Origin of the sequence: Winogradskyella sp. KYW1333, assembly GCF_003335675.1 — a bacterium.
In the GTDB taxonomy this organism is placed as follows: domain Bacteria; phylum Bacteroidota; class Bacteroidia; order Flavobacteriales; family Flavobacteriaceae; genus Winogradskyella.
In genome coordinates, this window is sequence record NZ_QPHL01000015.1 from 230335 (window position 1) to 252204 (window position 21870).

17 protein-coding genes and 1 tRNA gene are annotated in these 21870 nt (G+C 35.8%); 10 read left to right on the forward strand and 8 right to left on the reverse strand.

The genetic code is table 11. The features are described 5' to 3' along the window. Positions 1 to 2: 2 nt before the first annotated feature. Together DUZ96_RS06765 and DUZ96_RS06770 are read right to left on the reverse strand one after the other, a co-directional pair. On the reverse strand, positions 3 to 644 hold the full coding sequence (locus tag DUZ96_RS06765) for a DUF4290 domain-containing protein (protein ID WP_114301185.1): 642 nt from the start codon (positions 642 to 644) through the stop codon (positions 3 to 5). Between the two features lie 91 nt (positions 645 to 735). After that, complete coding sequence (locus tag DUZ96_RS06770; RefSeq protein WP_114301186.1) at positions 736 to 1029, reverse strand: DUF493 family protein; 294 nt, start codon at positions 1027 to 1029, stop codon at positions 736 to 738. Positions 1030 to 1120: 91 nt separating this feature from the next. On the opposite strand from DUZ96_RS06770, the gene DUZ96_RS06775 reads away from it, so the two are divergent. The 5 genes from DUZ96_RS06775 (at position 1121) to DUZ96_RS06795 (ending at position 5669) form a co-directional block, all read left to right on the forward strand. Further along, the gene (locus tag DUZ96_RS06775) at positions 1121 to 1663 is read left to right on the forward strand and encodes an AAA family ATPase (protein ID WP_114301187.1); all 543 of its coding nucleotides are present in this window, start codon (positions 1121 to 1123) and stop codon (positions 1661 to 1663) included. Then, on the forward strand, positions 1663 to 3558 hold the full coding sequence (locus DUZ96_RS06780) for an ATP-dependent DNA helicase RecQ (protein ID WP_114301188.1): 1896 nt from the start codon (positions 1663 to 1665) through the stop codon (positions 3556 to 3558). The genes DUZ96_RS06775 and DUZ96_RS06780 overlap by 1 nt, the downstream gene beginning before the upstream one ends. Beyond that, complete coding sequence (fmt, locus tag DUZ96_RS06785) at positions 3555 to 4514, forward strand: methionyl-tRNA formyltransferase (RefSeq protein ID WP_114301189.1); 960 nt, start codon at positions 3555 to 3557, stop codon at positions 4512 to 4514. Before DUZ96_RS06780 ends, fmt begins: the two co-directional genes overlap by 4 nt. Positions 4515 to 4709: 195 nt before the next feature. Continuing rightward, positions 4710 to 4982, forward strand: a complete 273-nt coding sequence (locus DUZ96_RS06790) for an HU family DNA-binding protein (RefSeq protein ID WP_114301190.1) — start codon at positions 4710 to 4712, stop codon at positions 4980 to 4982. Positions 4983 to 5117: 135 nt separating this feature from the next. Beyond that, positions 5118 to 5669, forward strand: coding sequence for a YqgE/AlgH family protein (locus DUZ96_RS06795; protein WP_409010764.1), 552 nt, complete (start codon positions 5118 to 5120; stop codon positions 5667 to 5669). On the opposite strand, the gene DUZ96_RS06800 is transcribed toward DUZ96_RS06795, so the two are convergent. Next, the gene (locus DUZ96_RS06800; RefSeq protein WP_114301192.1) at positions 5666 to 6514 is read right to left on the reverse strand and encodes an aminotransferase class IV; all 849 of its coding nucleotides are present in this window, start codon (positions 6512 to 6514) and stop codon (positions 5666 to 5668) included. The two genes, DUZ96_RS06795 and DUZ96_RS06800, sit on opposite strands and share 4 nt — an antisense overlap. Before the next feature lie 67 nt (positions 6515 to 6581). Next, positions 6582 to 6974 carry an START-like domain-containing protein gene (locus DUZ96_RS06805; RefSeq protein WP_114301193.1) on the reverse strand — a complete coding sequence of 131 codons (393 nt, stop codon included), beginning with the start codon at positions 6972 to 6974 and terminating at the stop codon, positions 6582 to 6584. A gap of 129 nt (positions 6975 to 7103) precedes the next feature. On the opposite strand from DUZ96_RS06805, the gene DUZ96_RS06810 reads away from it, so the two are divergent. The 3 genes from DUZ96_RS06810 to DUZ96_RS06820 all read left to right on the forward strand — a co-directional run bounded on the left by DUZ96_RS06810 (position 7104) and on the right by DUZ96_RS06820 (position 8565). After that, a tRNA-Met gene (locus DUZ96_RS06810) sits at positions 7104 to 7177 on the forward strand. 428 nt (positions 7178 to 7605) lie between these two features. Then, positions 7606 to 7992, forward strand: a complete 387-nt coding sequence (locus tag DUZ96_RS06815) for a hypothetical protein (protein ID WP_114301194.1) — start codon at positions 7606 to 7608, stop codon at positions 7990 to 7992. A gap of 102 nt (positions 7993 to 8094) precedes the next feature. Beyond that, complete coding sequence (locus DUZ96_RS06820) at positions 8095 to 8565, forward strand: hypothetical protein (RefSeq protein WP_114301195.1); 471 nt, start codon at positions 8095 to 8097, stop codon at positions 8563 to 8565. A gap of 17 nt (positions 8566 to 8582) precedes the next feature. Here DUZ96_RS06820 and DUZ96_RS06825 read toward each other — a convergent pair whose 3' ends face one another. The 4 genes from DUZ96_RS06825 to DUZ96_RS06840 form a co-directional block, all read right to left on the reverse strand. Next, complete coding sequence (locus DUZ96_RS06825; protein ID WP_114301341.1) at positions 8583 to 9506, reverse strand: hypothetical protein; 924 nt, start codon at positions 9504 to 9506, stop codon at positions 8583 to 8585. 57 nt (positions 9507 to 9563) lie between these two features. Next, positions 9564 to 9791, reverse strand: a complete 228-nt coding sequence (locus DUZ96_RS06830) for a DUF2188 domain-containing protein (RefSeq protein ID WP_409010766.1) — start codon at positions 9789 to 9791, stop codon at positions 9564 to 9566. Positions 9792 to 10837: 1046 nt separating this feature from the next. Further along, a complete protein-coding gene (locus DUZ96_RS06835; protein WP_114301197.1) occupies positions 10838 to 11839 on the reverse strand; it encodes a PorP/SprF family type IX secretion system membrane protein in 1002 nt (333 codons plus the stop codon). Between the two features lie 7 nt (positions 11840 to 11846). Continuing rightward, complete coding sequence (locus tag DUZ96_RS06840) at positions 11847 to 16304, reverse strand: PKD domain-containing protein (RefSeq protein WP_114301198.1); 4458 nt, start codon at positions 16302 to 16304, stop codon at positions 11847 to 11849. Positions 16305 to 16554: 250 nt separating this feature from the next. On the opposite strand from DUZ96_RS06840, the gene DUZ96_RS06845 reads away from it, so the two are divergent. Beyond that, a complete protein-coding gene (locus DUZ96_RS06845; RefSeq protein WP_114301199.1) occupies positions 16555 to 16956 on the forward strand; it encodes a DUF2452 domain-containing protein in 402 nt (133 codons plus the stop codon). Between the two features lie 209 nt (positions 16957 to 17165). Then, entirely contained in the window at positions 17166 to 21839 is a 4674-nt protein-coding gene (locus DUZ96_RS06850; RefSeq protein WP_114301200.1) for a LamG-like jellyroll fold domain-containing protein, read from the forward strand. Positions 21840 to 21870 lie beyond the last annotated feature (31 nt).

A 21870-nucleotide genomic window follows, 5' to 3' on the forward strand; every position in this document is an offset into this window, starting at 1 on the left:
TTTTAGTAACGTTTTCTATTGCTAGAATATTTCTTTTTGGATTTTTTACCACCTTTGTTGCTATACTTGGTTTTTGTGCGCAATAGGCTTGAAGAATCGCTCAAATCCTCTTCACTATTTCTAAGATCAATCTCACCGTTAGACAATTCAAATAAATGCTCGAAAATCACTGTATCTTCAACACTATCTTTGTTCCAATTGAGATAGCACTTCTTCATGTGATTTGCAATGGTATAAACCAAAGCTTCTTTCATTTCACCAGTTTCCCATGTAAGTGCAACATCAATCATAGTTTTAATATTGTTTCCGTAAAAACGATACTTAGGATGATTTTGAGGATAGTTTAAAGGGTCTGGTCTAGAGGTTAATTCCTCTTTAGATGGCATATCGTAAGGAGAATCAGCATCTAATTCAAAGTCGGCCATAATAAAAAGCTGATCCCATAATTTATGTTGAAAATCTGGCACATCTCTTAAATGTGGCTGTAGATTTCCCATAACAGAAATAATGGCTTTTGCTAATTTGTTTCGCTCTTCTTTGGTTTCACGCGTTTTGGCATGATTGATCATCTTCTGCAAATGACGTCCATATTCTGGTATTATCAAATGCTCGCGTTCTGTGTTGTATTCTAAATCGTCTATCAAAATTATTAAAATGTGTAGTAAACAAAATTAAAAACCCGCAGTCTTTAGGTTTTCTTGCAAAGTACAAAAAATAATGAAGCCTAAAAGAAATTTAAAGGGAAATTACTCCTTCAATTTTTTCTGCTACTTCTCGGTATTTAGCTATTACTGTATCTGGGTTTTTCATGCGTACGTTAATTGATATACTAGTATACTTACCATTTTTTGAAGCTCTGGTATTTATAACCGCTCCTAAATGATTAAAAAGCCCCTTAAGATTATCTATCTTTTCTGTTTCAGAAATAACAATAAACTTATATAAATAGGTCGTTGGCCACAAGGCTGTGTCTTGCAGTTGTATTTTTAGTTTGCTGTAAAACTCTTCCGATTTTTTAGCGTCGCTCATATCAATATTGTTCAGTTACAAAGATAAGCTTATCCATGCATTTTTCTGTCTAATTTTTTATCACGAATTTTACTGCAAAAATATTGTCAATTTGAATCCAAAGAAAATTGTAATTACTGGTGGTCCTGGGACAGGTAAATCCTCCATAATAAATCATCTAAAGTCCAAAGGTTTTCTTTGTTACGAAGAAATTTCTCGACAGGTTACCTTACAAGCCAGAAAAGACGGTATAGAGCAACTTTTTTTAACGAAGCCACTACTGTTTAGTAAAAAGCTTTTAGAAGGCAGGAAACAACAGTATTTAAACGCCACTCAAGAATCTGAGAATGTGGTTTTCTTAGACAGAGGGTTACCTGACGTTTTGGCGTATATGGATTTTATTGGTGATGATTACCCAAACCAATTCATCGAGACCTGTGCAACACACCAATACGAATATGTTTTTGTATTGGCACCGTGGCAAGAAATATTTACGAGCGACAGTGAACGCTATGAAAATTTTGAGCAAGCGATTGAAATTCACCATAACTTATTAAAAACTTATATGCGATTTGGGTATCAACTTATTGATGTACCCTTCGAAACCATAGAAAAACGTTCAGATTTTGTTCTAGAGGTCTTAAATTTGCAATAATGCATCCAATTGAAGTTTTAGAGCGCTACTGGAATTATACCTCCTTTAGACCATTGCAAGAAGACATTATTAATTCTGTTCTTGAAAATGAAGATACCTTTACCCTATTGCCAACAGGTGGTGGTAAATCCATTTGCTTTCAAGTACCAGCGCTTATTAAAGAGGGTATTTGTATTGTGGTATCGCCCTTAATTGCCTTAATGAAAGATCAGGTGACATCACTAAAACGCAAAGGTATAAAAGCCATAGCCTTAACTTCAGGTATCTCTTATAGTGAGTTAGATACACTTTTAGACAACTGCATTTATGGTAATTATAAATTCTTGTACCTATCACCAGAGCGCTTACAACAGCCATTAATAAAAGAGCGTATCGCCCAAATGAAAGTTAATCTTATTGCAGTTGATGAGGCGCATTGTATTAGCCAATGGGGACATGATTTTAGACCAGCATATAGCAACATTAGACAATTAAGGGACATACATCCTCATGTGAATTGTATAGCGCTAACGGCTACGGCTAAGCATAATATTGTAGATGATATTATTGACAACTTAGATTTTGTGGCTCCAAAGATTTTTAAGGCTTCATTTAGTAGACCTAATATTGGTTATCATGTCATTCATACCGACGATAAACTCTATAAGCTAGAACATTTATTGACCAAACATTCTGGTTCCTCAATTATTTATGTGAGAAATCGTCGTGCTACAAAAGATATCCATAATTATCTGGGTACCAGAGGATTTTCTACAACCTTTTACCATGGTGGCATCACCAATAAAGAAAAACAAGACCGTTTGCAGCAATGGACCGATGGTAATAAAGAAATAATCATTGCCACAACTGCTTTTGGAATGGGGATCGATAAAGCTAATGTGAAAACAGTAATACATTTCAATTTACCAGAAAGTTTAGAAAGTTATTATCAAGAGGCAGGTCGCGCAGGTCGCGATGGAAATGATGCTTATTCATTTATTCTAAAACAGCATATAGACGAAGATCATCTTAAAAGTCAATTTTTGAGCACCTTGCCTTCGATTGACTATATAAAATTAGTCTATAACAAGCTCTGCAACTATTTTCAAGTGTCTTATGGTGAAGGTGAAAACAGTCAGCATCAGCTTGATTTTAAATCCTTTTGCAATACCTATAAGCTCAACGCAAGTATGACCTATAATGTGTTGTTGGCATTAGATAGGAATGGAATTATAGCCTTAACGCAACACTTTAATTTTAGAACCAAGATTCAGTTTATAGTCTCAAATGACCTTTTGTTTAAATACCTAGAGAAACATTTGGATCTCAATACCTTGGTTAAGGCACTTTTAAGAACCTATGGTGGTATTTTTGATTATGATACCAAAGTAAATCTCAACTTGGTAATCAGCAAATCCAATCTCTCAGAAAACAAGGTTATAGAACAACTAAAACTATTAGAAAAAGACAATATCATTAAGCTTCAAATTGCCAATACGGATTCTGAAATAATATTTTTACAACCACGTGAAGATGAAATTACTATTAATCCTATTGCTAAAACCATAGAGCATCAACATCAACTGAAACATCAGCAGATCGAGGCTGTAATAGCGTATATTAATAATGACTCACAATGCAAAAGCAAAAAGTTATTAGGGTATTTTGGTGAAACTGTTTCAGAAGATTGTGGTAAATGCTCGGTGTGTTTGGCGAGTCAATCTGTACCCAATGCATCTGAAACCAAAACCCTTTCAGCACGAATATTGAAAGCCTTAGAGCAAGAAGATTTAAATTCGCGCCAATTATTAAATCAATTGAAATGTACGGAAATGCTACTTGTAAAAAGCCTTTCGGAATTAGTGGAAATCAATAAAATAGAAATAACAGCAACAAATACCTACAAAAAATTATGACTACTAAGCGAGATATGAGAATTGTATTTATGGGCACACCAGATTTTGCCGTGGCAACACTAAAATCGCTCTTAGACCATAATTATAATATTGTTGGTATTATCACAGCTCCAGACAAACCTGCGGGTCGTGGTAGAAAATTAAGAGCCTCGGCAGTAAAGCAGTTTGCCTTAGAGCATAATTTAAACATATTACAGCCAATAAATCTTAAGGCTGAATCCTTTATTGAAGAGCTTGAGAGCTTAAAGGCCAACCTTCAAATTATAGTAGCGTTTAGAATGTTGCCAAAAGTGGTTTGGCAAATGCCACAATACGGTACTTTTAATCTTCACGCATCCTTACTACCTCAATACAGAGGTGCTGCGCCTATTCATTGGGCTATCATTAATGGTGAAACCGAAACTGGTGTAACCACCTTTTTTATTGATGAGAAAATTGACACTGGTGCAATTATTATGTCCCAAAGCACATCTATAGGACATGACACAACTGTTGGTGAACTTCATGATGACTTAATGGTACTTGGTAGTGAATTAGTTATTAAAACCGTAGAACAGATTGAAGCGGATAATGTTTCAACGACCGTACAACCAAAATCAGGCGATTTAAAAACAGCCTATAAACTCAATCGTGATAATTGTAAAATTGATTGGACAGAACGTTTAGATACCATTTATAATAAAATAAGAGGGTTAAATCCATTTCCTGCCGCATGGTGCTTTTTAGACAATGATGAAGACGAACCGTTAACGGTAAAGTTATTTGCTGTTGAAAAGAAAGCAGAATATCATAATCTTAAAGCAGGCCATCTCCTTATTAATAAGGATCATTTAGAAGTGGCATGCAAAGACGGTTATGTAATTATTAAGGAAATACAGCTTCCTGGAAAGCGAAAAATGGACGTAAAATCACTTTTAAACGGATTTAAGTTTACTGAAACCGCAAAACTTCTCTAAGCCCTTATTATCATTGACCTTGGGAAAATCAGACAAAATGCATCGCTTTATTAACAAAAGACTCAACTTATTAACAAAATCGCTGCTTTCCCTTGCTATTACTTGCGTAGCTTAATTTTACTTATAAATTTGTGTAAGGATTTTTAACAACTATTATTAAAAACCGAATTTTTAACAATTTAAATTTAAAATTTTATGAACAAAACAGATTTAATCAATGGTATGGCAGAAAATGCTGGTATCACTAAGGCTGCTGCTAAGAAAGCATTAGACTCGTTATTAATTGATATCGAAGGATCTTTACAAAAAGGTAACAGAGTTTCTTTAGTTGGTTTTGGTTCTTGGTCAGTATCTAGAAGAGCTGCGAGAGACGGAAGAAACCCACAGACTGGTAAAACAATCAAAATAAAAGCTAAAAATGTAGTAAAATTTAAGGCAGGATCTGACTTAAATAGCGCTGTAAACTAAGATATTTTTATTTTACATAAAAAGCCCGCTTAATGAGCGGGTTTTTTTTTGCCTTAAGTTTAAAAGAGCTAAAGTTGTGTATTTCAAAAAAATAACCTAGATTTAGTTAACCTTTGTACGCTTACAATCAAAATTATGAAACCCGAAAAAGGCAATTTACTTATTGCAGAGCCATCCATAATCGGAGATATTTCATTTAACCGTGCCGTGATTCTATTAGCAGATCACAACGCACTTGGTTCAGTGGGTTTTATCTTAAATAAACCTTTAGAATATAACCTTAAGGATTTAATTGAAGGCACAGAATCTGACTTTACCATCTATAATGGCGGACCTGTAGAACAAGACAATCTTTATTTTATTCATAAATCACCTGGTCTTATACCTAATAGTGTTGAAATCTCAAATGGTATTTTTTGGGGAGGTGATTTTAGTGTGGTTTTAGACCTTATTAATTCTGATAAAATCTCTAAAGATGATATTAGGTTTTTTCTTGGCTATTCGGGTTGGGCAGAAGAGCAACTAGATAATGAGCTAGAGTCTAATGCTTGGCTGGTTTTGGAGAACGTGTACGATAACCAGATTATCTCTAAAAGTTGTACAACCTTCTGGCGTGAAAAAATGTTAGAATTAGGTGGCGATTATAGCATTTGGTCTAATGCACCAGAAAATCCGAGTTATAATTAAAGCAACCTTATCTTTGCATTAATCTTTGTTATAACCGACTTGGCGAATTCAGTGCCATAGTCCTTCTTGCGATATTTCGAAATAGGCTGAATACCAACTATTACATTGGTAATAAACAGTTCATCTGCTTTTTGAAGTTCAAAGGGCGATATAGACGCTTCCTCAATGATAAGGTTCACATCTTTACGCAATACCTCCAAAACCTGCTGGCGCATAATACCTTTTAAACAACCATCTTCCAATGGTGGGGTTTTTACACAGTCGCCTTTTACCAAAAATAGATTACCGTTTAATGCTTCAATAACACTTTTATCAGTATTGAGCACCAAACAATTGTTCAGGTCATTTTCTTTAGCATAAATGCTACCAATAACCTGTATGGCTTTATTATTGGATTTTAAACCAGATAATAAACCAGGTGCCATATAGAAATCTTTGTATAGATCTACTTCATAAAACGCGTCATCAATAGTATAGAACGGATTGGGATGTGGCTCTGCAACAATATTGTAATTAATGCTCGCATCTTCACCAGGTAAATACTTACCGCCTTCACCTCTATCTACATTAAGGCGCACACGCGCAACACTATTGCTTAAGTCGTTAGCTTCAATAGTTTTAAGGATTTCTTCTTCTAGAAATTCCATGGTAAAATTCATAGGAATATCCATTCGCATAATACGCATGGATGCCATGAGTCTAAAGTAATGATCTTCCCAAAAGAAGATTTTACTGTTTACCACTTTAAGCGTTTCAAAAAGTGCATCACCGTACTTGTAGCCTCTATTCTCAGAAGTTAATTTAGAGTTCGTTGCCTCTACAAGATTACCGTTAAAATTTACCATAAAAAAATGTCCCGATTTATGTTGTAAAAAATCGAGACAAAGATATAATAGAATAGTTAGTTACGTGTTAAGCAGAACCTAAAACTTGTTTCAGGCTAGAGATTTGATTTTCCCATAGCATTTTAGCTTCCTCTACCTCATCATCTTCAGCAAAATCCGTTACCATAAGAGACACGTCTTTTGTGATCTCATCTACCTGTATGCGCAATTCAAAGTAATAGCTTGCACCATCTTCATCATCCTCTAGCCAACGGAACTTAATACGCTCACTACTTTTTTTGCTTAGTAATTTTGCTTGCTCTTCAGAACCGTCCCAAATAAAGGTGAATAATTCACCACGTGAATTTACGTTGTCTGCAAACCACTCCGAAAGTCCAGAAGGTGTAGATATGTATTGGTATAATAATGAAGGAGATGCCTGAATTACAAACTCCATTTCAAATTTTTCTTTATCGTCCATTTACTGTAAGTATTATGTGCTCAATATATACAATTATGGTGCAATTCAAAACTTTATTATAAAATTATTTTTTTAGAATGATTGGTTTGTTGTCGTTGAATTTGTTTTTATATTTGCACCCGCAATAATGGCGAGGTAGCTCAGTTGGTTAGAGCGTCGGATTCATAACCCGGAGGTCTCGAGTTCAAATCTCGATCTCGCTACAGCAGTAAAAACCCAGTACTGATAAGTACAGGGTTTTTTTATGCGTCAAACGTAAAGCTTGCTTTTAAGTGCAGGCGCATAAAAAAAGACTATCAAAACGGAGTTTTATGGGTTTTTACTATTGTACAACTCCTAAACGCAGATTCAATAAATCTCTACAAATGTAAAGCTTGCTTTTAAGTGCAGGCGCATAAAAAACCATGTTTTAATCCCAACTATACGATAGGCTGTAAAAGCAAAGAAAATACTTACAATAACAATACGTAACCCTACGCATATTTAAATAAAATTACATCCTGTAGTTATACCCTAAATTAAAAAGAGTAGCAACTAAGAGTAGGAATTTTTCTATCTTAACTGTTCTATTAAAAAAAGCAATATAAATTTTATGAAAACACTTATCAAAACCATCAAACTTTTATGCCTCATGCCCCTACTTCTCGCCATACAATGTGACGACGATGTCACAGAAGAAACCTATTATATTGAAGGCAAATGGCTTTTGGCCAATGCTGGCGGCAGTGAATTACCACCAAACACTATGTACGAGTTTAAAGACGGATTGCGCTACATCTACTACTGCGGAGACGATGAAACCACTAATTGTGATGATGCCTACTGGAGTGCTCTCGAAACAAGCGAGGCCATACCCAATCCTGATACCTTTTCATTTGAACCTAATGTATTAATTATTGATGGCGATATGCTCTTTAATATTGAGTTTGATTGCAATGGCGATGTTGTTAACGTCATATTTCCCGATAGTGTGTGGCAGTGGTGGCGCATTGGTACCTCACCAACAGACTGTGAGTAATATGTAATATAATAAAGACCCTAAATTTGGGTCTTTACTTTATATTCTATAGTTTTAATACTACCATTGTCCTATTTTAGTATATAAACAAAAAACAGCTTAATGAAATATCTATTCTTACTCCTTATCAGCACATTCATTTTTAATGTTGCTACCGCTCAAACCAATGCCATAAAAATCACCAACCTCAACACTAATAAAGAAAAAATTATTAAAGAAAATAAAAGAATAAAACTTAGAACCCTTGACGGCCAAAAATTTAAAGGCCGTTTTAGAGTAGTCAATACCAATACCATTATTTTTGATGACATAAATATAGACTTAGCTGATATTGATGCATTAAAACGTAATCCCCTCTTAATCTCTATAATTGGCCCTTCATTTTTTATTTATCTTGGCGCTATAACGGTTGGCTTTAGCGTTATAGCTGGTGTATTCGCAGATGCGTCTGCACTTTGGTTTGTGATTCCCGGAAGTGCTCTGCTCTATGCAGGATTAAACTCACCAAATTTCAATAAAAATCATAAACGCGATAAGGGCTGGAAATTTGAGATTGTTACCTTAACGGATTAACGGCCTACCTATAATAGTTACTCTTGCATTCGGGATAGCTCAGCTTCTGTTGCGATGTATCCAAAACCGGCCCAATTACCATTGGCCATTAAATGCTTATACATGGCCATTGCCGTTTCTAACTGATCATTATACTGATGCCAATGTGCTATGCCATAATGTACAGCTTCTTTTGATCCGCCCGAGGTATTGGCATCTAAATCATTATCCAATAAGTCACCTTTGTAATACAGCAATAGCATATGGTATGCCTTGTTTTCAATAATGTTCATCTCAAATGTTATGGGTTCGAGCAATGCATTAGCCTCCTCTGCACGATCTAAGCGTTGTAATATCATATACAACCAATGCAGGGAAGCTACGCGCATATCGTCATTGGTAGAGGCTCGTAAACAATTCTCAAAATTGGTTAAGGCATTGGTCCAATCGGCCTTTAGATAATACGCCAAACCTAAATGATAATAGATATTGGTATGTAGTGATGATACTGGTATATTAAGTGCATTAGGCATACCATCAGGTTCAATAGGATCTGGCTTTCCTTTTATAAGTGCAACAGCCGTTTCTAAATCGGTAATTGCCAAATCTACTTGGCGCGTGGTTACATATCTATGACCTCGATGACGATATAGACGTGCATCATAAGGGAATTTTTCAATGCCCTCTGTAAAAATACCAATGGCTTTTTGGTAATCACCCAAATAGGCAATGCGTCTACCCAGCCAGATGATAAAATCCGCATTCATAGGATTACTATTATAAGTATCTAATGCCTTAAGGTATTTAGCAACTTTGGCAGAGTTCTTACCCACCAATTGCGGGCTAACTAACGGCTTCATTAAAAAGGATTGCCCTTGTAAAGTATCAATCTTAACACTATCTAAGGGTATAGACTTCCAAGACCCTTGGCAATTAAGGAATAAACTTAGTAATACTAACATAAGGACGCGTTGATACATTGTATTTTAGAATTTACAGTTAGAATAAAGTTATGAAAATTACTCTGCATAACTAATCCTGTCCCTTATCCCACCACTTGCTCTGTGGATAACAACATCTGCTTTTTTACGTTTGGCCAAGGTTTTAGCTTTGCGTATTGCAGTGCTTTGTTTTCTGTGTTTAGAGGTAATGCGCTTATTGCCTTCGCGTCGCACAGCCCAACCGTCTTCATAAGGGACGACGTGCTGGTTCCAGGTGCGTTTTGGGCCATGACCTAAGGCTTTCATAATGGTTTCTATGAGTTGGAGAATAGCATCTGCTAATGTGTTCTTTTTGGACATCAGATATCTTTGTAATTCTGTAAAGTTAAATATTCCCTTTTTATTAAAAATTCAAAAAAATAAAAGCAATAAAAGTTTTACTCAGATGCTAAAAGAGCATATGCTTTTTATTACTAAACAATAATGCTAAATGGTTGCAAAAAAATTACTTCAATATTTGATTTTACATTGTGTACTAATACAAATCTTAATTCACAAAAAACATAAAAGAGGATAGATTTAATCTATCCTCTTTATTGGCGTGTTATCTAAATATTCTAAATATTTCGTTAGGGGAATATTTAGCTCATAAGGTTACACGAAAATAAAAAAAAGTTTACTTTCTACAAATTACACTTATGATTTTTCTTATTCTTTAACAAAAATGACATTTTATTAAAACTCAATATTGATAAAAAAAAAGGCACCATTGCTATTGAATGGCGCCTTTTTAACCTTATGATAGTAACACTTTAACCCGTTACTAAATCAAAAATAGTGAATTTAATTAATTATTAATGTAACATTTGTTACATAACACAGAAAATAATTTTAGAAATCTTACATTTATTAACCTCTCGAGGCGCTTATCAAATTAACTTATTAATAAGCAAATAACCAATTATTATAATTTTAAATCACTGAGAATTGTATCTTCTAAATTGTTGAATTTAACTTCTAATACCTCTTAAACTAATAATAATTTATAAAATTATTTCATTTATGAAGCCCAAAAGTGCGAAGTATCTCTTGAGCTATACTGAAATAAGTATGGGCAAAAACTTTGGGGTTGTAAACTTGCTGTGGATATGTTCCATCTTAAAAAGGAAGACTTTATCAAAGAACTCGATGGAATAATAACCATTGGTGATTTTTACAGTAGAACTGATCAGGATGGAACTCACCTACTGTTTATATAATTTAATACTTAGTAATAAGTTTTAATTAAGTTTAGACGTTATAGGCAATTGCAACAGAGGTTTTCATGACAGGAAACTTTTACCGCAAACCTATTATCGCTTTCTACTGCGATCTGTACTACAACGTCTACATCTTGAAAGATAGGTCACGGAAATCTCATACACACCATCTGTTCTTCCTATATTAGTAGTATTCATATCATAAGACAATCCAAATCGCAATTCTTTGTACTCCAAGCCAAAAAAGGCATTTACAGAGGTTAATAAGTGGCTATTGTCATCATTCTTCGCAGGATTTGTAGACGCGGTAACGCCTATTAAAAAATCATTAAACTGAAACATAGAACCAATATCTAATCTATTATAAAGTCCTTGTTGCATGTAATTGGCCGTCATCATAATGCTGTAATTATTTAAAAACGGGAATCTGTAGTTACCATGTATCGAGAAGAAAATATCTAACGGCAGTTTTTCACCATCTACAAAAGAAATATTAGGTGTATTAAGGTGTTTTGCAGAAAAACCAAACCAATACGTTCTGCCATTGAATTCTGTTTTTTCAAAAACAAAACCACCAGAAATATCTGCAAAAAACACATTCTCCACATTATTGCTCACTGGATCTAAGGAAATAGGATTAATGACACCTGTATCTATATTGATCTGATCTGCCAAAGTGAGGCTTCTAAATCTAATATCCTTAAAGCCCATGCCTACCTCAATTGCTGGTCTAAAAAACCATCCACCATTTAAATTAACACGATGTGCATAATTGGCATTGAGTTGATAGTAATTGTAGTTATTAAATGATTCGTGTTGCCAAAGGGCACTTATCCCTATTCCAAAGCCCATACTCGGACCATAATCAAAGGACTTATTAGCATAGGCATACTGCGTGTTAATCCTAAGGTTTAGATTTGGCCATTGTGTTCTACTCAATACACCTGCACTAATACGATCGCTATCCTCAAAGCCAGAAAACCCTGGATTTAGAGTTTCTTGTATGTAATTAGACTGCGTAAATATAGGATCTTGTGCAGTTACTGACCAAACACAAAAAACAAGGGCAACGCAGGCTATATATCCAAACTTCATTTTTGTCTTATTTAATAAATACAAATACGCCTTGTTTTTTGATTATATCACCATAGAAAGTCTTGGCGGTGAACATGTAATAATAATTGCCGTTTTCTACAGCTTCATCCTTAATCCTACCATTCCATCCTCTAATATCATCACCAGACTCTGAATAGATTAAACTGCCCCAAGTATCAAAAATATTGAGTTCTAGAGAATTTAATCCTGTAAATTGTGGCCCAAAATAATCATTTAGGCCATCTTCATTTGGTGTAAAGGCATCTGGCATTATTAGTTTATAACCCTTCTCAATATCAATTGTATAAATACGTTCGTATACACAACCAAATGGATAAGTCACGGATTGTGTTACAATATAGCTTCCGACATTGAAATAGGTATGCACCGGATTTTCTTCAGCCGAAAAACTTCCGTCTCCAAAATCCCATAAAAAACTAACATAATCGCCAGTAGCAGTATTGGTAAATTCTATTGGATCTTGAATGGAATAAACACCAAAATTCAAGAACCCAAAGGAGGAGGTATCAAAATCAGGGTCACCCAATTCTGGAAAATCAACATTCAAACTAAAATTAGCTGTACATCCTTGAGCATCTAATACTTCTAAGGTGACCAGACCTTCTTGATCTGTTATCATTAATTCGTTGTTTATTCCACTTGTTGTACCACTAGACCATGTATACTGAAATGGTGGTACACCCCCACTTGCCATTGCTACAAATGTCTGCACAACAGATTTGGTATCACAATCTATTTCACTTTGTGTTACCACATCTAGAACAAGGGGTTCAAAACGATAAATATCCCAACTACCTTCAATATTACATCCATTTGCATCTGTAACTTCCACGCTGTAAGCTCCAGGTATTAGATTATCTAAATCCTCTGTAACTTCACCATTTGACCATACTGATGAGAATGGCGGCGTACCACCCTCAATTAACACGTTAATGCTTCCACTATTTGCGTTTTCACAGTCCAAAGCATCCGTTACAATAGCAGAAATCTGTAGAGGTAAAATATCATATATAACGTAATCTTCTTCAATTATACAGGGTCTACCATCAGTAATAGTCACAGAATAAGTTCCGGGTGCTAAATTATTGCGTTCAACACCAGCTGTAGGATCATCTTCCCAAACTACTGAAATAGGATCTATACCCCCTTGTAAATTGAGTTGGATTTGTCCGTCATTTTCACCCACACAAGACATCTGATTAACCATTGAATCAATTGTTAAAGGTTGATTATCTTCTATTTCAAAAGGGAATTCACTAACGCAATCTTGAGCATCTGTAATTGTTATTGTGTAAATACCAGGTGATAAATTACTTTGAATATCTCCTGTACCAAAATTACTCCACTGCACATTATATGGTGGTGATCCACCAGTAATTCCGTTAATAGTAATTGTAGCATCATTAGTGCCTGAGCAGGGATCATTAGCCACTGTAGCATCAAGTAAAATTGGCGAATTAACCTCGACAACCACTTCAAAACTTTCGCCAATACAATCTCCCGTTATTGGAGTAATTGTGTAAGTGGCAGTTGCTTCAATAGCTAAGGTGTTTACTAATGTTTGCTCAATCAATGAAACTGGGGTTAACTGCTCACTAATTCCAGAAATAGCTCCAACGGGTTCTACTACAGGCATAGGCCAAATATAGGTTGTATTCTCTGGTACTATATCACCATTTGATGCATCTGGTGTATAAGTAAAATTACTATCACTACATATGGAAATTATAAAAGAACTATCTGAAATAAAGGGTACTGGAAAAACTGTAATTTCTGCAGGCTCTGAAATTGTCTCATTACATTGATCTGTTGGAAATGTTATGATAACGTAATAGAATTTTGTACCAATTGATGCTGTTGAAGGTGTATAAGTGGCATTATTTGCACCAACAATTGGTGTTCCTGAAATATTATCATTTAACGTATTTTCATACCATTGATAATCGGGTAAACCGGATCCTTGAAAACTTACATTTAAATCATCTGGAACCTCATTTAAACACCAATCATTAGATTCAGGTTGCGTTATAATAACTGGTGTAGATTCTATTATAATATCAAAATTTACAGGTGGACCTTGGCAACCATTATTCTCAGGTATTACAGTGTAGGTAAGTGTTATATCTGTATCTGTGTTGTTTTGAAGAATTTGTGCAGGAATTAAATCTGAATCACCAAAAGGTATATAATCTGTTAATCCAATTGGATTGTTTGCATTCCAAGTATACGTTGTTCCTATCAGATTAGACTCAAGGCTAATTTCTGCAGAAATGGTATTAGAACAAATTGTTTGGTTTATATCTGTATTTGTTACCTCTGGAACTTCTTTTACAGAGAAGACCTCTGTACTTGTTGAAGTACCACAACTAGTAGTAATTTCAAATGTTATTGTGTAATCTCCAACTGAGGTATAGGTTATAAGACCAGGATTTAACTGATCTGATGATGCAGGTATTCCTCCTGGAAATGACCAATTATAAATCGTTTCAGACTCTGGTGAACAGGCTGATATTGTTGCTACTGGATTTATTGAGGTTGGACCACATGAATCTGGAATACTAATTAAATTCGACTCTGGAGGTTGCTTTACTTCAATAATTTCAGTAGTTGAGTCATCGCCACAAGAATTTGTAACCGTCATGGTTATTTGATATAATCCTGCATTATTAAATTGAAATGAAGGATTTTCTGAAGTCTCGTCAGTTCCATTTGTAAAAGACCACGAAGGCACAGTACCACAAAAATCGCTAATGTAAATAATACTCCATAAATAAGTGTCATCACCACAAGTTTGTGATAAATCGGTTGTATTAGTTACATTCAGCTCAAAAGGTATACATCCTGTGTTGTTGTCTAATACAAAATTGGCTTCAAGTTGTGGGTTTATGCAAATAGTTTTTTGTACCGGAATGGAAACACCGCAGATGTTTGACTCTTGCAAGGTGACTGTATAATTGCCAGGGGCCGGATAAATATGTGAAGGGTTTTGAAGGTTTGAAGTAGTTCCATCTCCAAAATCCCATAAATGGTTTCCAACAGATAAGCAATTAGAACTAAATCCGCCAGTAGAATTATTTGTAAATTGAATTTGAGTATTTACACATCCTGGATTATTAAATTCAAAATCAACTACAGGTTGTTCTAAAACTATGATAGGACCGGCCGTCAGAATAGTTTCACCACAGGAGGTTTCTATGACCATTGTAATTGTATAATTTGGCTCCGGGCAGTTCGATACCGTATATTCATGAGGTATAGGAAAAGGATCTGATAATTCAGGATTTGATGGGTCATAATTCACCGTACCTGCTATAAGTTCGTCTTGAGAGATTTGAATTTCTGTTCCGTCGCCATAATCAATATTATATACTGTATCTGGAGGATTTAAACCCCAGGATCCTATAGCAAAGTCAATTTCATCAACTGGTACACAAAGACCAATTGTATTACCTGGTGATATAATTGCTCCAACAGGGTTGCTAGAATTTCTTACTAATATAGTTTTTGTTGCGTCACAACCCGAATCGCTATTTCCTGTAAAAGTCATAAAATATGATCCAATATCAGAATAAGTGTGTTCAATTGGAAAAGTAATATTAGACGCCGTATTACCATCTCCCCAATCTACATCATAGCTCATAATGCAACCTGTTGAAACTGATGTGTTACCAACATTAATAGTATAGGTAGGGTCAACCGTATTGTTTCCACAATTATCAAATGGTGTACCAAATCCTGCATTTAAATCCTCAAAACTCAAGTTTGGACGTTGTTGCAAATTTATTTGAGATGAGAATGTATTTGTACATCCGCTATTATCTGTAACTGTTAATTCTACAGTGTAATTAGAAAATCCACAGCCTAAAGCATCAAAAATGTGCTCAGGGTTTTCATCTTGAGAAAAATTCCCATCTCCAAATGACCAATTATATGAAAAGGGTTCGGCGCCACTAACACTTGATGTGAAAATAACAGTATCAGCAGAGCACCCCGTATCCGCATAAATGAAAGTGACATTTGGTGGTTCTGCAACTGTAATTGTTGCTTGTCCATTAACTAATTGAATATCGTTATTGTTATCAGTTACTGAAATAAGTTCATAAACAAAATCACCAGAAATATTTGTATTTACATCAATTGAAACTGAGCTATCGTTACCATTTGTTGTAACCGATTGATCCAGGCCACCATTAACCGTATAAACAAATGTGTAAGGTATATCACCTCCTAATCCTGTAAAGGTGATCTGTGGTAAAGGTGTTTCGTTTAAGCAAGCAGTGGCCGTTCCAGAGATCGTTGCACTAGGTGGCAAAGCAATGATTTCAGAAATATTAAGCCTGAATTCTGCGTCTGATATGACACGTCTAGCGAGATTAAAAGCCCCAATACATCCAAAAAGAAAGAGGAATGTTAGAGCGAGTAGGTTATATTTAATTTTAGGCATAATACTTTAATAACGAACAATATGAAGCGCTTCAATGTACTTAAATTATGACAAAATGAGCAATGCACAAGGTCTTTTTTCGATGATTATACGGATTTTACGATAACCAGACTAGCTAATTTTAGTTTTAAAACAGCATTAACTGAACTAGTATTCCAAAATTTTTCCTTCATAAGAAATTATTAAAGCTATCTACAGTTGTAATTGTATTACTTAACTTTGCACGACAATAATACAATTGTTTTATAAGGTGAAAAAAGAAAAGAAACCAGATCAAGTTGTCTTTAATACTGAAACTGGACGTTATGAGGCAAATATAAAGCCTTATGCCACTGATTTGGTCGCGCCTGTTATCACATCAACAGATTCCATTGCTTGGAAAACCAATAATATTAATAAGGTCAATAAGCATATACAGGCCAAGTACAATGAACTCAAATCTGAATATGATAAAATGATGGAACAGTATGAGTATAACAATTTGGTATATAGTGCTTCCTTTAATTTTGAACCTGTGGTTGGTGAAAATTACCATCTTTATATTAGAGAAAATGACTCCACTTTCCTTTCAATAATTTCACCAGAAGAATGTAATTTTAACCATATTGGAAGTTTTTACCTAGATGCAGACGGTATCTGGCATAAAATATAAATTTTATAAAATCCTTATTAATTAGCTTCACATTTGTAGGTTTTTCTTGGTTTTTGATAATTATTCTCCCTTAAAACTCATGAAAATTAAATTATTGGAATTCATTTATTTACATTTTACGTATGCGTTTCATCGATTTTTTTTGCATTTTATAGATTTATATTCTATTATTGTATCAGATTTAGTCCCAAATCTAAATTTAACCGCTAATGAACCGTATAGTTCTAAACTTGCTATGGGTATTCCTTGTCATTCTGACAATGCCTTATCATATCAAAGCGCAAGGCCCACCACCACCTGGTCCAGGGACTGTATTAATACATTCCACTGATTTAGAAAGTGGCTTGGACGGCTGGAGTTCGGGGGGTGCGGATGCCTCAAGAGTTAATAACTCCACATGGTCGTACGAAGGTAATTACAGTCTCAGGGTAAGAGACGACGATGCCACAGGATCAGCTTCATCTTTTGACTCTCAGGCATTCGATTTGTCAGATTATGATAAAGTTGATTTTAAATTCTTCTTTGCTCCAAATAGTGTTGAAGACACAGAAGAATTCATGATTGAATATAGTGATGATAACGGTAGTACATGGACAACAGTACAGGTATTCGAAGGAGGTTCTATTAGCGCAAAAAGTGCTGATTTTGAAACGACATCTAGTCCCATTTTTTACTCTAAAATAGTAACTCTTAAAAGTAGTGAATACACATTTCCAGCATCTACAATTTCTCGATTTAGAATACGATGTAATGCCAGTGCAAATGATGATGAAGTTTATATTGATAACATTACAATAAAAGGTACTATTTATAATAGCCCAACCCATGGTCCCGGCGGTGTTACTTCAAATCTAGATTTATGGCTCAAAGCAAACATGATTGATGGTATTGAAGAGGATATAGACGGTGCTCTAGTTTCAGAATGGTTTGATAATGGTAAAGGAAACCATGCCTCTACAATGGTATCCGGATTAGAGCCCGTATATAGAGATAATTCTACTAATAACTTTAATTTTAACCCTGTTATTGAATTCGAAAATAATAACAACACTGCAAATCGTGATTTAACTTATATAATTAGCGATGGAAGTAGAGACGAATTAACAGGAACAGGAGGTTTTAACAGTACTGATATGTTCGTTGTTATTATGCCAGATCCAACGATTACCACAAGCATGATCCCTTTAGATACCTTCACAAGTTCGGATCCTGTTGAAGATAATACACAAAACGAAGATGTTACGGGATTTGGTTATGGAAATTATACACAACGTTTTTCTGGAGAATATTTTACATATTGTATTGGCACAACATCAGGAAGTAATGGCTATGGCAGATCTGACACCTCTGGAATAAATGATTACAATAAAATCGGAATTATCAATATAAGAGATAACGCTTCAGTAACTAATATGGACATGTTTCTTAATAATAATTCTATAGCCAATACATCGAACGATTTACCAGATTTTGCGTCTATTAGTAATACCAGATACTGGTTAGGCCGAAGCCAGTACTGGAATGGTAGTTTTGATGGCAGAATTGCAGAGGTTATTACCTACTCTTCAACTCAAAATGACGGTGATGCCACTCAGGCCAGAAACAGAATTCAATCCTATCTAGCAATAAAATATGGTATTACGCTTGGTATTAATGGTACATCGCAAGACTATGTTAATAGTGACGGTACCGTAATTTGGGACCAATCTGAAGATGGTGGGGCCTATAATTATGATGTTGCCGGTATTGGCAGGGACGATGCCTCTGAATTAAACCAAAAACAATCCAGTAGTATAAATGATGCCGTTGATGGTACAGGACCTATTGAAGGCATTCTAACCGTAGGGCTTACTGATATTTATGACACTAATAAAGAAAATAAAGATTTAAATGCAACGTCCTTAGAGGATAAAGAATTCTTGGTATGGGCAAATGACGGTACTGACCTTGACCTAGCAGCCTCTACAATTACAGTAAATATGAGTGCAGGTTGTACACCTGCTTTAACAACAAACGTATCATTTACAGCAATGCAACGTACGTGGAAGTTCAATGAAACCGGTGGCGATATACCAGAAGTCAAAATCAGTATCCCAGAAAATGCGATTAGAAATACAACACCTCCAGGACATTACTATATGTTTATTTCAGATACAGGTGTTTTTGATCCTACGGCAGATTATCGCGTTATGATATCTGATGGTAACGGCAACCTTGAAACCTCTTATGACTTCGATGGCACAAAATACGTCACCTTTGGCTATGCACCTCAAGTAATTGCTGAACGCTCTGTTTATTTTGACGGTACAGTGGACTATATTGATGTTGATGACCGATTAGATCTTAATCCTGCTGAGTTTACAATTTCTGCTTGGATTAAAAGAGATGCAGCTGATACCGGAACAGCTTCAATTGTTTCTAAACGAGACGTAATATTTACACAAGGGTATGATTTGAGAATATTAAACGACAACAGAATTGAAATTATTTGGAAAAATGGCTCTGATCAAAGTTTAATATCCAATACAAGTATTCCTGATGATGAGTGGCACGAAGTTGCCGCTATTTATGACGGCACTCGTATCTCATTATATATTGACGGTGTTGAAGATAACTCTGGAAATTTGACAGCTCCAGTAGCTACGGACGAGAACTTCTATATTGCAGCAGCAGGTAAAAACGCGCCTACACAGTTCTTTAGAGGAAATATCGACGAAGTCAGAGTTTGGGATTCTGCACTTTCAGCTGACGAACTGCGCTTTGTAATGAATCAAGAAATATCGGATAATTCCGGTCAAGTAATGGGTAATGAATTACCAACCTCTATTGCGAGAAATGATGCAAATGCAATCCCTTGGTCTGACTTGGCAGGATATTATCCGATGAGTATTTACACCTATACCAATACTGATGATGCGTCTGGTAATAATAATCACGGCGCATTAAGAAACTTGGATACCGTAGACAGACAAACGACACCGCTCCCATACGAGTCAACTCAAAATGGTAATTGGGACTTAGATGCTACTTGGGCTAATGGTGATGTCATTGCCTTACCAGGCACAACATCAATTGTTGACAATACAATTACGGTAGACTGGAATATCGTTAGGACATCACACGATATTACCATGGACAATTCATCTCTGCCAGCAGGCAATAATGATGTTCGAACGGTTCTAGGATTGTACGTAGATGCTAATGAATTGACCATTGATGGTAACAACAGTACTGATACAGGTAACGGTATCAATATATCGCATTACCTAAGCCTTACAGGCAAGTTAGACCTTGAAGGTGAGTCTCAGCTGATACAGGAAGAAGATTCTGATCTTTTAGTTGCCGTAAATGGCGAACTGGAAAGAGACCAGCAAGGTACCGCCGATACCTTTACCTATAACTACTGGTCCGCTCCTGTGGGAGATACGGATATCGCCACCAACAACTATAGCTATACACTGCAAGATATATTCTATGACGGTAACAACGCTGTAAACTTCACTAGCTCAGGGTATAACGGCGCTGCTACAAATCCTGTGACCATAGCAGATTATTGGATTTGGAAGTTTTCAAATCAGACAGCTGGTGATTATTCGTCATGGCAGCACGTAAGAAGCACAGGATCCCTTAAAGCAGGTGAAGGATTTACAATGAAAGGACCTGGTACCGGTGCTATATTAGACGAGCAAAACTATGTATATCTAGGAAAACCTAATAATGGAGATATTAACCTAACAATAACTGCAGGCAACAATTACCTAGTAGGTAACCCATACGCCTCTGCCATCGATGCCGATCAGTTTATAAGGGACAACGGACCTGAACTGGAATATATAGACCCAGGCTCTAATCCTGAAACTGACCCGTTATTGAGCGGTACGCTCTACTTCTGGGAACATTGGGGAGGCGGTTCTCACGTACTACAACAATACCAAGGTGGTTACGCTACCTATAATTACTCTGGTGCCGTTGCCGCGGCATCTATGGGAACGAACGATCCTGATGTCGGTACTGGCGGAACACCTACCAAATTGCCGGGAAGATACATACCTGTTGGTCAAGGGTTCTTCGTCTTAGCCGAAAACTCGGGAACAATTAACTTTAACAACGGTCAGCGCGTATTTCAGAAAGAAGGCGGTGCATCGTCCGTATTCGTAAGAAACATGTCTGCACAGAACTCTAGTGACAACCAAACCTCTGACGATAGAATGAAGTTCAGAATAGGATTCAACTCGGTTAATACCGTTCATAGACAACTTTTGCTTACTATAGACGAAAATACTACCGAAGGCGTGGATTGGGCCTATGATGCCGTTCTTAGCGAAGAACAGATAGATGATATGTACTGGATTATAAACGATGAGGCATATATGGTACAGGCCAACAGCGAGGCAAACGTTGATACGGTGTATCCGTTGGGTGTCAAGACCGATTCAGATGGCACCAATACCATAACCATTGACAAGCTGAAGAACGTACCCAGTGATGTTGACATCTATCTACACGACAAGGTACTGGAAATCTACCACGATCTTAGGGAAAGCGATTACTCGATTTTCCTAAACGAAGGTGAGTATCAAGATCGTTTCGAAATTACATTTGGCACAAATAACCTGCTCGGTATTGACGATCAAGAAAACAAAACCCTAGACGTTGTCTACTCTAACGACATAGAAAAAATTGTACTGATTAATCCCAACCTTATTGAGGTGACTTCAATTGAACTCTTCAATATCATGGGACAGTTGGTAAAACAGTTAGAAAATATTTCAGAGAGCGGTTACTCTGAATATGACGTTGAGAATTTAAGTACCGGAACTTATATCATTAAGCTGTATACTGCAAGCGGTTCGGTATCAACTAAAAAAGTCCTGGTAAAATAATTTTGCCCCAAATCTTAAATCTTAACCTCAA